Raw genomic sequence first — 13,326 nt, 5'->3', positions numbered from 1 at the left:
GACCACGCCGCCGCACACGACCAAACCCACCGCGCCGACCTGTTCACCCGGCTCCTGAACGGCCTGGACCAACAAGCATCATGATCGACTTGACAAAGATTACCTGCATAATGCCGCTGAGCGCGCGCTGGTTAGTTCAACCATCGTCTGCTGTGAGCCACGCCCAGCGGATCTCCGGCAGGAGAAACTCTCGCCCACCAGGCTCGTGGTTCCATACGTCGCCCGACCATCCCGCGGGCTCAAGCTTTCGGATGTCAGCGACGCCCACTGGTACGTCGCTGGTCAGCGTGACTTCGACCTCGAACTCGATGTAGCTGGGAACCTTCCAGTAGCTGCCGAGTTGCGCCACTTGCACATCACCGAGGTCCGCGAGGCGCCGAGTCAAGGCTGCGGCGATTTCCGCGCTGCGACTGAAGGGCGCGTCTGCAAACAGGCGTAGGTGAACTTGGCTAGTGGCACTCACATTTTAAGCCTGACCTGCCTCGACCGCGCATGTACTCATTTGCCGCGATGCGGGCGTCCGGCGGTGGATCTCTCTGTGTTCGCCCCGGCGTTCGCCAGCACCTATCCCGCGTCCGCCGCGGTGGGAGCAGAAGGGGAGCAACGGTGTGTTCTGATCTGCAGCGAACGGCGCTGAAGGGGGCTTCAACGGCTGCCTTGCTCCTGTTCGTCCTCTTGAATCTGGCTCGGCCGTTGGGCCGCCTAGCGCCATAGCTCGGAGGAACGCCAGATCCGGCCCACGGCTTGATTAACCAGCACGGCGACGCGCGGCTGATCCTGTGCGCCGCAGGTTGTCCTACAGATGCCGCAGGAAGTCGATCAGGCCGGCGAAATACACCTGTTGATCGTCGTACATGGCCAGGTGGCTGCCGTCCGGGCAGTGCAAGTACCGGCCTTGCGGCAGGCGGCGCGCCATCATCTCCATGTGCGCCGGGTCCATCGTGTCGTGCTGGGCGCCGACGACCAGGGCCGGCACCTCGATCGACGCCAGCTCCGCCGTCCGGTCCCAATGCGCGAGCTTGGCGTCCAGGCTGATGCCCAACTCGCTGGGCCCCTGCATGGACACGTAGATCGCCGGGTTGATGTGGGCGAACCCCCGCTGCGCGGGCTCTGGCCAGGCCTCGGCCGGCATCCGCAGGACGTGATGCACGTAGTGGTGCTCCATCAGCAGTTCCATGTACCGGGAGTGCTCGGTCTCCCCGTCGGCCTCCAGCTGTTTGATCTCGGTCAGCGCCGCCTGGTCCATCTGCGGCATCAGCACCCGCTCGGCGTACTCGTTGTACGCGGGGACACTCGACATCATGTTGGAGATCACCAGCCCGCGCAGGTGCTGCTGGTAGGTGAGCGCGTACTCCATGGCGAGGATCCCGCCCCAGGATTGTCCGTACAGTACGAAGCTGTCACGCTCCAGCCTCAGCGCACGGCGGACTTGCTCGACCTCGTCGACGTAACGGTCCAGCTCCCACAGTGACGGGTCCTCGGGTTGATCGCTGAACCCGCATCCGAGCTGGTCGTAGTAGTAATACTCGATCCCCGCCGCAGGGAGGTAACTGTCGCAGGCTTCCAGGTACTCGTGGGTGGCGCCGGGACCGCCGTGCAGCAGCAACACCCGCAACCGAGGGTTGTTGCCGATCCGTTTCACCCATACCTGGTACGTGCCGGCCGGAGTGGTCACCGGAATCTTTCGCGCGCCGCCGCTGAGCAGGTCATCCCGGCCCGAGTAGTCCAGATAGCCGCTGATCGCCTGCATCCGCTACCTCCCACCACGGCAAAGCGCCACGCGTCCCCAACAGCCTAGCCGGAATGCCGACCGATCACGGCTGACCCACGCGGATCCGCCAAGCCTTGCTTCGGCACCCATCCGGCCCGCCTGTCCTGGGGATTGGCGGGCGTCGGCTCACTCCCACCTGCGCGCGCCGACATGCCACCCATCGACTCGTCCCGATGCCCGGCATCCATGATCGTCCGCACGCTCATGCCGATGAGCGCGCGCAGCCGGACTGGCGCGTCCTCATCTGGCGTAGCGCGCCTGCGTTCGGATGGAAGGTGGTGGTGGCGGGCGCAGTCGGAGCCTTACTCCCTTTGAGCGGGTCGCGTGCATGATGTACGGGTGTTGGAGCAGCCGGTGGAGTTGGCCTGGTCACGGCTGTTGCATCTACGGTCATCCGCCGAGACGCTCGCAGCCACCACGGACGCCTTGGTGGTGGCGGAGCGGCACTCTCGTCTGGTCTGTCTGGACCCGAAGAGCGGGGCATTGCTGTGGGACCAACACGTCGATGACTGCTGGGGCGTCACCGTCATCGCCGGTGGCCGCTGTCTGTATCTGAGTCAGGCAGGAGTCCTGTACTGCTTCGACGTTCGCGGTGGTGAGCGACTGTGGTCCATGCCGGGCCTGTCGTGGCGCCATGACGTGAGTGTCAGCGGCTCGGTTGTCCTGACGGGTGGGTGGCGTGGTTACCGCCCGCTTCTTCGACTGTCTCTGGCCGACGGCAAACCCCTGCCGGCCGATGGCATAGCGCCGGCCCACGATGATGGGACGGCCTGGTCGGACTTGCGCCAGGTGACACCCCAGCGAGACCTCACCGGCCATGCAACGCTCGTTGCCGGCACCGATCGAGCCCGCCTGATGCACTTGGACCCGCGGACCGGTGTCGTCGTCAAGGAATGGCCCCTGCCCGCTCCGGTCTACTTCTGTGAAGGCGAACCCGGCGGCACGGTTGGCGCCGATGGCCACATCGCTTTCCTCAGCGGCCGCCGGACGGTCATGTTGTTTCACCCGGACACTGGCGTGCACATGCTGTGGGAACACGAGAAGGACCTGCTGCGCCCGCCCTCGCTCGACGGTGAAGCGGCTCTGGCTGGTCGACGCAACCGGCGTCAGCGTCGTCGACCTGACCCGCGGGGAAGTCACCACAGTGAAGGCGACTTCGAATGGCGTTCCGTCAGCCGTGGCTGCGGTGATGGGCGGCGCCCTGGTCGTCTACACCGACGGTTCCACCGTTACCGTCGATCGTGCCGGCAAGGTTCGCACCCGTCAGCGACTACCCACGCGGTCCGGCCGGCTTCTGCCCGCGGCCGGCGGCCTCGTGCATGCCATCGGCAAGGGGCACCTCGTTACCCTCCGGATGCCCACCACCGCGGGGGCATGAACGCTTTCTTACACCAAACGCGTGCGCGCATCTGCCGCTGACAACGCGCGCTCGTGCTTCGCCGGACGACCTCGGTATCGCGGTCAGGGGTGCTGCAGGCCCCGCGTGTGAGGTCGATCGCGAGCACAACCGTTGCCACGAGCGCGGCTGTGGTGAGATACCAGCCAACGCCGATGCGGCTTGCCGCCTCCGGCTCGATGAGGTTTCCGGCACTGTCCATGCCGATGGCGCGTATCCGCTCACCGCTGATCTGGATGCCGTACCAACCGACACTGCCCAGCGTGGTCAGAGTGCCGGCGATCGCGGCCCACGCGTACATCGTTTGGTCGTACACCATGGCGGCCACGACACCGGCGAGCGCCACCAGCAGCGCGCCGAGCAGGATCAGGGCGGGCGGCTCCGAGGCACGGTCGCCGAACATCACGATCAGGCCAATGCGTTCCCCGCCCAACGAGTTGCTTTCCCACGTCAGACCCGCCCCGGCAGCGGCTGTCACTACTGACGCGGCAAGTGGGAACCATGACCTCAACCGCATAGTGGTCCGACGGGCTACGGATCGTCAGGGTTCCGAATGCCTGAACGGACATCAGCTCGGAATGCTCGTCCCTCTAGGCGAGGCTATGTCGGACGGCTCCGGGCCACTGCCTGTCGCTAGCGCGGGGCGAGGGCGACTCCGTCGGCGCGGCCGTAGGCGGCGAAGAACTTGTCTCGGAACTCGTCCATGCGCCAGACCGGGGCGTTTCCGGGCTTGAGGCCGTCGGTCCAGTTCCATGCCGCGATGCGGTCGAGCACCTGCGGGTCCTTGGCGATGATGGTGACGGGCACGTCGCGGCTGGCCTGCGGGCCGGTGATGATGGACATGGGCTGGTGGTCGCCGAACATGACCAGGACCGTGTTGTCGTTGCCGTAGTCGGCGGCCCACGACGTGAGGGACTCCACCGAGTAGGCGAGCGTGTGGGCGTACGCGGCCCGGGTCTTGACCTTGTCGGACCACAGGTCGGAACGCTCCGGGGCCGAGGCGACCTGTGCGTTGTAGGCCGTGCCGTCGCCGATCGCGTCCCAGGGCAGGATGGACGGGACGTGGGTCCAGGGCTCGTGGCTGGAGGTGAGGGTGATCTCGGCCATCAGCGGCTTCGTGCGGGTGGCGTAGACCTGCTTCTGGAAGGTGTTCATGACGTACTGGTCGGGCATCCGTGACCAGCCGAAGTCGGGGCCCTTGTAGCCCATGGTGCGGGAATCGAGCACCCGGTCGTAGCCGTAGAAGCCCGCCTCGGGCCAGTTCTTCGTGTTGCCGGGCTCGATGCCCGCGGTCTGCCAGCCGGCGTCCTTGAACGCCCGGGTCAGCGTGAGCCGGTCACCCTCGACCATGCCGTCGTAGCGGCGCTGGGAGGTGATCCACAGGCCGGACTGGAACGAGCCGTGCGCCAGCCAACTGCCTCCGCCGTACGTCGAGGAGGTCAGCCAGCCGGTCTTGGCGTGGAAGCCGGCCGCCGTCAGACGGGCCGACGACGAGTCGAGGGCCGGGTTCAGGATCGCCGACATGCCGGGGTCGGTCAGCGAGCTGTGCCCGAGGCTCTCGACGACGCCGATGATCACGTCCTTGCCGCGCAGGCCCGAGACGAGGTCGGCCCGGGGCACGGACGCGTACGGGTCGTGGCTGACCGCCGAGGCGAACTGGCGCTCGTCACGAATGGTGGCCGGCACCTGCCGGGCCGTCGACTTGAGCAGCGCGATCGCCGAGTCGGAGGCGACCGGCGCGTTGGGGAACAGCGCCACCCCGGAGAGGGCGAGCGCAACCCAGACGGCACTGAGCCCGGCCAGGATCCGCCGCGTGGGCAGAGTGTGCCCGGCACTGATCCGGGCCAGGCGCACCGAGGCCAGGACCAGGGCGGCCAGCAGCACGAGCGTGCCGAGGACGGCCCCGGCCACGTACAGGTTGGCCATCGTCTTGCCGTCGGTCTCGGTCAGCGCGTTGTAGCCGTCGCGCAGCAGCGGGGTGTCGACGACCGGGTCGAACTTGCGCCCGAGCACGTCCCGGAACCCGGCGTTCGCGATCTTGAGAATGACCAGCACGCCCACGCCCAGCCCGAACAGCACCGCGAACGGGCGTCGCCACCGGGCCGGAAGCGCCAGCACCACGGCCCCGGCCAGGATGACCTCGATCGGCAGCCGCAGGAAGGCGCCCGGCAGGAACGCGCCCTCCTTGGGCCGGGCGATCGCCTCGGGCACGACCAGCGCGGCCACGATCAGCGCGGCGGCGAGGACGGTGAGCAGCACAGCGGACAGGCGGCGAAGAGGCACGGGCACGCCCGGGGATACGGGCGGGAGCCGCACAAGGTTCAGAACCGTACGCGAGCCGATTCGCGCCGCGCGGGCTATCGTCGGGCCCACCTGCTTGAAGGGAGCCCCACGATGGCGCTGCTCGAACCGTCCCGCTGGCACGATCTGCTCTTCACCGACGGCGCCTGGCGGGCCGGCGGCGGCGAAACCATCGACGTGGTCGAGCCCGCGACCGGCGGAACCCTGGGCCGGGTCGTGCTGGCCACACCCGGCGACGTGAGCGCGGCGGCGGAGTCGGCGGCGGCCGCGCAACGGGAGTGGGCGGCCCGGCCGCACTTCGAGCGGGCTGCCGTGCTGCGCAGGGCGGCCGCCCTGTGGGCCGAGCACGCCGAAGAGATCTCGTGGTGGAACATCCGCGAGGTCGGCGCGATCCCCGGGATGGCCGGGTTCGCCGTGCACACCGCCGAGCAGGAGTGCTGGGAGGCGGCGTCGCTGCCCGGACGCCCGTACGGGGAACTGATCCCCTCGGCCGAGCCGCGCCTGTCCATGACCCGGCGCAGCCCGGTCGGTGTGGTCGGCGTGATCGCGCCGTTCAACGTGCCGATCATCCTGGCCATCCGCTCGGTGGCCCCGGCGCTGGCCCTCGGCAACGCCGTTCTCTTGAAGCCCGATCCCCGTACGGCGATCACCGGCGGCCTGGTGCTGGCCCGGATCTTCCAGGAGGCCGGTCTGCCCGACGGCCTGTTCCAGGTGCTGCCGGGCGGCCGTGACGTGGGCGAGGCCCTGGTCACCGACCCGCGCGTGCCGGTGCTCTCGTTCACCGGCTCGACCGAGGCGGGCCGCCGCGTCGGCGAGCTGGCCGGCCGGCACCTCAAGCGGGCCCACCTCGAGCTGGGCGGCAACTCGGCCCTGGTCGTGCTGGCCGACGCCGACGTCGCCACCGCGGTCAACCTCGCGGCCTGGGGCAGCTGGTTCCACCAGGGCCAGATCTGCATGACCACCGGCCGCCACCTGGTGCACGAGAGCCTGTACGACGACTTCGTCGAGCAACTGGCCGACAAGGCGGCCAAACTGCCCGTCGGCGACCCCGCCCGTGACGAGGTCGCCCTCGGCCCGGTGATCGACGCCGGCCAGCGCGACAAGATCCACAACCTGGTCACGTCGAGCGTCGGCGGTGACGTCCGGCTGGCCGCCGGTGGCCGGTACGACGAGCTCTTCTATCGCCCGACCGTGCTGGCCGGCGTGACCGCGTCGACCCCCGCGTTCGCCCAGGAGATCTTCGGGCCGGTCGCGCCGGTGGCCAAGTTCGGCAGCCTCGACGAGGCCGTGGCCCTGGCCGGCGAGTCCGAGTACGGCCTCTCGCTGGGCATCGTCACCCGCGACGCGATGCGCGGCGTCGAACTGGCCGACCGCATCCCGACCGGCATCGCCCACATCAACGACCAGACCGTCAACGACGAGGCCAACGCGCCGTTCGGCGGGGTCGCCGCGTCCGGCACGGGCTCCCGTTTCGGCGGCGCGGCGGCCAACATCGAAGCCTTCACCGAGACCCGCTGGATCACCGTCCGCAGCCAGGCCGCGACCTTCCCCTTCTAGGGCGTCTTCGCAAGATCATCACCATAGCTGCATGCCCTGCGGGGGCTTGACCTTCTTGAGCCCCCGCTTGACCTTGCGGGACGCCCGGCGGCGCAGGCGTTCCAGCGGGCTCTCGCGGGGCCGGGGGAGCAGGAGGTCCAGTTCCTCGGCGTGGCTGATCATGCCGATGATGGTCTCGATGGCGGCGTCGAGCACCTGGTCGCGGTCGAGCTGATCGGGCGTGCGGACCGGGGCGATGTCGACGGGGCGCAGCTCGGCCAGGTCGCCGACCACGTCGCAGGGATACTCGTCCAGCTCCTTGATCTGCTGTTCGGCCAGGTCGAGCACCCATTCGGCGCGGTCCGGGCCGATCCCGAAGCGGACGTTGTTGGCGCGCTGCTTGAGCACGGCGTCGACCAGGTGCCGCTGCACGACACGCTGGTACGGGGCCCGGTGCGGGTATCGGTCGCCCAGCGCGCGGTTGACCCGGCGCAGCACCTCGACCTCGGTCGCGCCCAGCGAGGTGTTGGCCCCCGCCGAATCGGTCAGATCGCAGAGCCCGTCGGGGATGCCGATGACGCCCGCGAAACGGCGCCACAGGGTGTCGCGGGGCATGCCGGGGCCGGGCACGGTGATCAGGTGCCGCCGGTCGGCTGGCACCAGGTCGCCCCAGCGGCGCAGCATGCGGTTGGCCGTGTGATGTTCCCAGAAGTCGTCGAACCGGCCGCGCTCGACCGCGCCGATGAAGTCCTCGAAACTCCAGACGCCGCGGGCCCGGATGCTCTGCTGCCACATCGACGGAAAGGTGCGCCACAGGTCGCGGGCGGCCACGAGCACGTGCACCTCGGCCGGTTGCAGGCTGCGCACCGCGCGGGCGGCCTGCGCGTTGGTCGCGGCGCCCAGGCCCTCGTTGGTGATGACCACGTCACCGGGCCATTCGGCCGTCTTGGCGACCAGCCTGTCCCACGACCACGCCGGGGTGGCGTGCCAGTTCAGCCCGCGCAGGTCGGCCATCGCCTCGTCGTGCGCCGAGAACCGGCCCGGCAGCAGAATGCCGGCGCCGCGCAAGGCCTCCACATTGTTCCAAAGCACGTTCTGCACGTACGTGCTGCCCGTCTTCGGCGCGCCGATATGAACAAAGACGCGTCTCGCCATGCCGCCTCCCGGTGCACACCGCGCGCCTACGGGCCTGGCGCGCCGGTTTCGAGGCTCAACGTGCCAAAACACCTTAGGTGTCGCCTGTGAATGCATTGTGCACGACATGTGAGCACCGGGGCCGGGAAACCGTCATTATTGCCATAGCTGCTGGTCGCGGCGGTTTGACGAGCGCCATTCGGGCCCGCTCGGAAAGCGCCGGTATTCACTCTTTAGGGATCATGAAAGGGGCCGGAAAAGCGAAAATGCTTTCGGCTCAGCGCGATTCCGGTGGCCATTCGCGAAGTGCCGCTCGCGATACGATGTCGGCCTGGCGGGTCGGTTCCGGAATGCGAAAGCCGCCACTGAGCCGGACCGTGAGAGCAATACAGTCATCGAGTCCGATCCGATGGCCGGCCGAGACGAAGACCGGCTTCACTCCGGCCCGGGTGCGGACGACGCTGCCGACCGTTTCACCGTCGTCGATCAGGGGTGAATGGGAGCCGCGCTCCCCGGCCGGGACGGCGAACTCGCCCAGGAACGCGGTCTTGGCCACGCCGAACGACGGGACGTCGAGCAGCACGCCGAGATGGCCGGCCAGGCCGAAGCGCCGGGGGTGGGCCAGCCCGTAGCCGTCGCACACCAGCAGGGCCGGGGGCTCGGTGAGCCGTTCGATCGCGGCCACCAGCAGGGGCGCCTCGCGGAAGGCGAGCAGCCCCGGCACGTACGGGAAATCGGCCTTTCCGCGGTGGACGGCGATCTCGAGCACCGCGAGCGTGCCCACCTCGATCACGACGGCGGCGGCCACGGCCCGATCCGAGTTCTTCTCGTACGTGACGTCGAGCCCGACCACCGTGCGGGGCCACTCGATCGGCGCCGTCGTGCGGACCAGGCGTTCGCGTAACTCGTCCTGACGGCGCAGGGCGTCACGGATTTCGGGTGCGGGCACCCGATCAACGGTAGGCGACGCCGGCCCGTGGATCCCTCCGGCAGGTGGCGGACCGCCGGCACCTGCCGACCCTGGCCGCGGCCCGGTTCTTCGCCCTGCACGCCATGCGCTCGTTCTTCGGCCGCGACGACATCCCCGGGTGAGGCGGCCGGGCGCCTACACGTCATGCACGTAGAGCCGCAGCACTGACGGGGTTCCATCGGGTCGCATGTCCGTGCCGGACGTGAAGTCGCGGACGTAGAGGAAGCCGCTCTTCTCGGCGACGCGGACGGAGGCGATGTTGCCGGGCTCGACCCGGATGGCGGCCCGTGTGCCGATGCGGTGCTCGCGCATGTACTCGCGGATGAGGCGGACGGCTTCCCCCGCGACGCCGCGCCCGCGGGCCCACGGGTGGACGGCGTAGGAGATGTTGACGTCGCCGGGTTCCAAGCCGTCGGCGACATCCGGGTCGCAGTCGACGTACCCGGCCAGGCGGTCATCCAGGCACACGCCGAATCCTCGCTTGCCGCGCGCCGCACGAGCATTGGCGGCGAGCTGGTTGAAGTGGGCGGCCGTCGTCTCGGCGGTGCTGGGGGCGCCGTTCAGCCAGCGGATGGTGTGCTCGTCCTCGCCGGCGTTGTGCGCCTCGACATCCTCATCTGTCAGAGCGCGCAGCGTAATCCTCATCCGGTGACCATAAGGAGCCGCTCGCATGATCGCGGCACGCGCCGCGTGGTGCACAATCACGCCGTGACAAACGCCGACCTGATGGCCATGCAGCGGGCCGTTCAGCGCAGTTGGACGCCGGACAGCCGCTGGCATATCGGTGACCTGGCATGGCAGCGGCCGGCGTTCGCGGATCGCACCGTGGAAATGTGGCGGGACGCGGACGGTGAGGTCGTGGCCTGGGCCGCGCTGAGTCCGCCGGGCAGCCTCGAACTGCATGCGCCGCCGAGCCTGGTGCCCACGGTGCTGCGCTGGTTCGACCAGGCCGCCGGCCCGGTCGAGCAGACCGTGACCGCGATGGACACCGACGCCGCGCTGATCGCCGGTCTTCGGGACTCCGGGTATCGCGAAGCTGACGAACCGTTCTTCCGGCACTGCGTCCGTGATCTGGACAGCGACCTCCCGGCGCCAACTCTGCCCGAGGGCTACCGGGTGCGCGCCACCCGGCCCGACGAGGTGGCCGAGCGGGCCGCGGTGCATCGGGCGGCGTGGCGTCCCAAGTGGGTCGGCCGACTGCAGGTGCCGCCGGTGGACCTCGGCGACGGCGAGTCGGGCATGACCACCGAGCGCTACCAGATGATCGCTGGCACCTGGCCTTACCGGCGCGATCTCGACCTGGTGGTGGAGGCGCCCGACGGAACCCTGGTGGCGTCCGCGCTCGGCTGGTACGACGACGTCAACCGGGCCGCCCTGCTCGAACCGGTCGGCACCGACCCCCGGCACGCCCGGCGCGGCCTCGGAGCCGCCGTCAGCCTGGCCTGCCTGCGATCCATGCGTGACGCCGGCGCGGCCCTCGCCGTGGTGTGCCCCCGGGGTGACGCCGCCTACCCGGTGCCACGAGAGCTCTACCGCCGAATCGGCTTCCGCGACGCCGGCCGCACGGTCACCTATCGACGGGCGGCCTAGAGACACGCGTCGTGGGTGACCACCGGGAACGTCCCGGGCGCGCGCTATGGCCCGGAGTTGCGCTCAGGCCGCGAGGTGCAGCGAGAGCTGGGGGTGGTGCTTCTGTGGGGACGACTCGGCGTACGTCGGCTGTGGTTTATGCCGTTGCGTCGAGAACAGTGTTGAGCAGCTGGGTCAGATCGGCGCGCTCGAGGGACGGGTCTTGGGTGTAGGCCCAGGTCACGGCGTGCTGTTTGGAGGAGTGGGTGCCGGTGGCCGCGAAGTGCCAGATGCGGCAGGCGGTCTGGCGCATGAACACGGCGTGCTCGGCGTCGTCGGTCCGGGTCAGCCACGTGCGCAGCCAATGGCGACCCCGGGCGACAAGCCACTGCGGGGGGATGGGGGCCAGGACATCGGCCGGTGGCAGGCCGGTCAAGGCGCGGCCCTGGGCGCGGGCCATGGAGAACTCGGCGGGCAGATCGGGGTCCCCTGGGCTGCGGACGACGATCTCCACGGGGCCGCTCAGGTCGCGCCCGATGTGCAGCTCGAGCGGGGGAGCGGGAGTGGGATTCAGGGCGACCGCGGCGGTCACCACATGCAGGTCCAGGCCTGCCGCCGGATGCAGGTCGGCCTCGCGGGCGAGCAGCTCCAGGGCCGCGATCTGGGGGTCGGTCAGCGGGCGGTCCGCCACGACGAGCAGGTCGATGTCGCTCTCGCCGGGGCGGAAGCCGCCGGCGGCCCGGGAGCCGTGCAGGATGACCGAGCGGGCCCGCGTGAGGCGGGCCAGGTCTTCGATCACGGGCGGGCCAGGGCGCCGTGCAGGAACAGGTCGATCAGGTCGTCGTTGGTGACCTCGGCGTCTCGGTGGCGGCCCCGGCCGTAGAAGAGGCCGAGGAAAGAGCCGGCCACGGAATCGGCGGGCCGGCGCAGCTGGGGCTCGTCGGGTTCGAAGAGTTCGAGGACGGCCTGGCGGGTGGCCTTCTGCGCGGCGTCGCGGTGGGTGGAGAGCTCGCGCGCTTCCGGACTGTCGGCGGCCGGCCGGGTGGTGCCCACGGCTCCGAGCACTGTGCCCATGCGGGTGAGGTGGGCGTCCAAGGTGTCGAGGGCCTCGGTCAGGCGGGCGGCCAGTGGCTGGTCGAGGGAGATCGACTGCAGCTCCTGCAGCACCCGGGTGGGATCCATGGCGGCGACGGCGACGGCCGCCATCAGGGCGTTCTTGTCGTCGAAGACGCGGAAGATGGTGGCCTCGCCGATGCCCGCGGCCCGGGCGATGCGGGCGGTGGTCACGGCCGCGCCCAGCTCGGCCACCAGAGGGAGGGCGGCCTGCACGATGGTGTCGCGGCGTTGGTCGGGGGTCATGCCGGGCGCTCGGCGCCGTTGCTCTGTCATGCCTCACACCGTACGGAGTGAGTACTCACTCCGTCAACGAAGAACGGCAGCCACCCCGGAGGGCGGCTGCCGTCACTACGACTACTTGAGCTTGATCTGCACGTTGAACTTCGGGCTGGCGGCCAGCTTGCGGAACGCCGCCAGGCTCGACGGGGCGCTGTCGATGCTGATGTCGCGGTCGCCGAACGCGTCCTTCTTCGTGTCGAAGTACACGATCGCCTTGACCTTGGGGCGCTTGGCCAGCTCCGGCAGCACGCTGTTGAACTGCTTGGTCTTGTCGACGACCTTGCCGATGCGGTGGTAGGCGCCCCACTCGGCGACCATCAGCGGCTTCGCGGCGTGCTTGGTCGTGGCCCACTGGTAGAAGCCCTCGCCGCCCTTGGCCTTACGGTCCAGCAGGTCGGCGAACACACCGGCGTGGTAGTAGTTCTGCTCGGCGCTCACGTACGAGTCCAGGCCGATCCAGTCGACGACGTCGTCACCGGGGTACAGGTCGTTCCACCACGACTGCGCCATCCACTTCTCGTTACCCATGTACGCCACGACGTTGATCATGTTGCTGAGGCCCTTCGACTTCAGCCGCTTGATCACGTGACGGTACGAGGCCGCGAAATCCTTGGCCTGCATGCCCGAACCGGCGGCCGGGCGCACATCGTCCTCGGGCTCGTGGTTGAGCACCAGGAAGAACTTCTCGGGCATGGTCGCCTTGACCCGCGCGGCGAACGCGTCGATGCGCCCGTCCAGCTTGCCGGCGGCGACATTGGCCCAGGTCGAACCGTACTCGACACGCCAGTTGAGCAGCAGCACCCGCGGCTTGGCCGGCTCGCGCACCATGGCGATCTCGGCCGCCGTCGGGAACTTCTCGTCACCCTTGTGATAGGTGTGGAAGATGGTGGCGGTGCGGCCGCTCAGCTTCTCCCAGCTCTTGTGCTCCACATCGCGGGGCTTCCCGGTGAAGCCACCCGCCGCGGCGCCCCACAGCACACCGCAGCTCGGAACCAGCTTCGCGTCCGTCACACACTTCTGAGCGGCCGGCGCGGAAGCCGGAGCAGTGGCGGCGTGGGCCGTGGCCGGGCCGGCTGCGAACGCGGCGCCGAACCCGGCGACGAGAGCGGCCAGCGAGTACACGGACTTACGAAGCATCGAATCTCCCCCGGTTGTCCGGCCGTTGTCAGCCGGGCATGGGAAAGAGATTCCAGGTCGTCAGGTGCGTGCCAAGTGCCCGATCCGGTGCGCGTCGGTTGCGCGCGAAAAGACCCC

Annotated in this window: 13 protein-coding genes and 1 pseudogene; 4 read left to right on the top strand and 10 right to left on the bottom strand. The window is 69.4% G+C overall.

Features of this window, described 5'->3' with window-relative positions; translation table 11 throughout:
• Positions 1–136: 136 nt before the first annotated feature.
• Entirely contained in the window at positions 137–463 is a 327-nt protein-coding gene (locus ACZ3I4_RS47505) for a hypothetical protein (protein WP_465388786.1), read from the bottom strand.
• Between the two features lie 333 nt (positions 464–796).
• Positions 797–1,750, bottom strand: coding sequence for a proline iminopeptidase-family hydrolase (locus ACZ3I4_RS47500; RefSeq protein WP_465388785.1), 954 nt, complete (start codon positions 1,748–1,750; stop codon positions 797–799).
• 345 nt (positions 1,751–2,095) lie between these two features.
• Between ACZ3I4_RS47500 and ACZ3I4_RS47495 the strand changes: the two are divergent.
• Both ACZ3I4_RS47495 and ACZ3I4_RS47490 read left to right on the top strand, forming a co-directional pair.
• Positions 2,096–2,794: pseudogene (locus ACZ3I4_RS47495) on the top strand (outer membrane protein assembly factor BamB family protein); the annotation flags it as partial.
• A gap of 49 nt (positions 2,795–2,843) precedes the next feature.
• Positions 2,844–3,149 (top strand): hypothetical protein, encoded by a 306-nt coding sequence (locus tag ACZ3I4_RS47490; RefSeq protein ID WP_465388788.1) that lies wholly within the window; start codon positions 2,844–2,846, stop codon positions 3,147–3,149.
• Here ACZ3I4_RS47490 and ACZ3I4_RS47485 read toward each other — a convergent pair.
• Entirely contained in the window at positions 3,115–3,570 is a 456-nt protein-coding gene (locus ACZ3I4_RS47485; protein ID WP_465388784.1) for a hypothetical protein, read from the bottom strand. The genes ACZ3I4_RS47490 and ACZ3I4_RS47485 overlap by 35 nt on opposite strands.
• 230 nt (positions 3,571–3,800) lie before the next feature.
• Positions 3,801–5,450, bottom strand: a complete 1,650-nt coding sequence (locus tag ACZ3I4_RS47480; RefSeq protein ID WP_465388783.1) for a sulfatase-like hydrolase/transferase — start codon at positions 5,448–5,450, stop codon at positions 3,801–3,803.
• A 111-nt stretch (positions 5,451–5,561) separates the two neighbouring features.
• Here ACZ3I4_RS47480 and ACZ3I4_RS47475 point away from each other — a divergent pair, with 111 nt between their 5' ends.
• The gene (locus ACZ3I4_RS47475) at positions 5,562–7,025 is read left to right on the top strand and encodes an aldehyde dehydrogenase family protein (protein ID WP_465388782.1); all 1,464 of its coding nucleotides are present in this window, start codon (positions 5,562–5,564) and stop codon (positions 7,023–7,025) included.
• 18 nt (positions 7,026–7,043) lie between these two features.
• Here the strand turns inward: ACZ3I4_RS47475 and ACZ3I4_RS47470 are convergent, their stop codons facing one another.
• The 3 genes from ACZ3I4_RS47470 to ACZ3I4_RS47460 form a co-directional block, all read right to left on the bottom strand.
• The gene (locus ACZ3I4_RS47470; RefSeq protein ID WP_465388781.1) at positions 7,044–8,159 is read right to left on the bottom strand and encodes a hypothetical protein; all 1,116 of its coding nucleotides are present in this window, start codon (positions 8,157–8,159) and stop codon (positions 7,044–7,046) included.
• Between the two features lie 256 nt (positions 8,160–8,415).
• Entirely contained in the window at positions 8,416–9,087 is a 672-nt protein-coding gene (locus tag ACZ3I4_RS47465; RefSeq protein ID WP_465388780.1) for an endonuclease V, read from the bottom strand.
• A 156-nt stretch (positions 9,088–9,243) separates the two neighbouring features.
• The gene (locus ACZ3I4_RS47460; RefSeq protein ID WP_465388779.1) at positions 9,244–9,753 is read right to left on the bottom strand and encodes a GNAT family N-acetyltransferase; all 510 of its coding nucleotides are present in this window, start codon (positions 9,751–9,753) and stop codon (positions 9,244–9,246) included.
• 63 nt (positions 9,754–9,816) lie between these two features.
• Here ACZ3I4_RS47460 and ACZ3I4_RS47455 point away from each other — a divergent pair, with 63 nt between their 5' ends.
• On the top strand, positions 9,817–10,698 hold the full coding sequence (locus ACZ3I4_RS47455) for a GNAT family N-acetyltransferase (RefSeq protein WP_465388778.1): 882 nt from the start codon (positions 9,817–9,819) through the stop codon (positions 10,696–10,698).
• Between the two features lie 136 nt (positions 10,699–10,834).
• Here the strand turns inward: ACZ3I4_RS47455 and ACZ3I4_RS47450 are convergent, their stop codons facing one another.
• The 3 genes from ACZ3I4_RS47450 to ACZ3I4_RS47440 all read right to left on the bottom strand — a co-directional run bounded on the left by ACZ3I4_RS47450 (position 10,835) and on the right by ACZ3I4_RS47440 (position 13,209).
• Positions 10,835–11,476: a nucleotidyltransferase domain-containing protein gene (locus tag ACZ3I4_RS47450; RefSeq protein WP_465388777.1), complete on the bottom strand. Its 642-nt coding sequence runs from the start codon at positions 11,474–11,476 to the stop codon at positions 10,835–10,837.
• Positions 11,473–12,066, bottom strand: a complete 594-nt coding sequence (locus ACZ3I4_RS47445) for a TetR/AcrR family transcriptional regulator (protein WP_465388776.1) — start codon at positions 12,064–12,066, stop codon at positions 11,473–11,475. The genes ACZ3I4_RS47450 and ACZ3I4_RS47445 overlap by 4 nt, the downstream gene beginning before the upstream one ends.
• An 81-nt stretch (positions 12,067–12,147) precedes the next feature.
• Positions 12,148–13,209, bottom strand: coding sequence for a glycoside hydrolase family 26 protein (locus tag ACZ3I4_RS47440; RefSeq protein ID WP_465388775.1), 1,062 nt, complete (start codon positions 13,207–13,209; stop codon positions 12,148–12,150).
• Positions 13,210–13,326: the final 117 nt, after the last annotated feature.

Source organism: Actinoplanes sp. NPDC021490, from assembly GCF_055562135.1.
The sequence above is the reverse complement of the archived record's forward strand: the minus strand, read 5'-3'. Positions and strand labels throughout refer to the sequence as shown.

Excerpts from the sequence above, each read along its gene's own strand:
- ACZ3I4_RS47500 (WP_465388785.1), bottom strand. The coding sequence starts at position 1,750 with ATGCAGGCGATCAGCGGCTATCTGGACTACTCGGGCCGGGATGACCTG.
- ACZ3I4_RS47485 (WP_465388784.1), bottom strand. The coding sequence starts at position 3,570 with ATGTTCGGCGACCGTGCCTCGGAGCCGCCCGCCCTGATCCTGCTCGGC.
- ACZ3I4_RS47475 (WP_465388782.1), top strand. The coding sequence starts at position 5,562 with ATGGCGCTGCTCGAACCGTCCCGCTGGCACGATCTGCTCTTCACCGAC.
- ACZ3I4_RS47470 (WP_465388781.1), bottom strand. The coding sequence starts at position 8,159 with ATGGCGAGACGCGTCTTTGTTCATATCGGCGCGCCGAAGACGGGCAGC.
- ACZ3I4_RS47460 (WP_465388779.1), bottom strand. The coding sequence starts at position 9,753 with ATGAGGATTACGCTGCGCGCTCTGACAGATGAGGATGTCGAGGCGCAC.
- ACZ3I4_RS47445 (WP_465388776.1), bottom strand. The coding sequence starts at position 12,066 with ATGACAGAGCAACGGCGCCGAGCGCCCGGCATGACCCCCGACCAACGC.
- ACZ3I4_RS47440 (WP_465388775.1), bottom strand. The coding sequence starts at position 13,209 with ATGCTTCGTAAGTCCGTGTACTCGCTGGCCGCTCTCGTCGCCGGGTTC.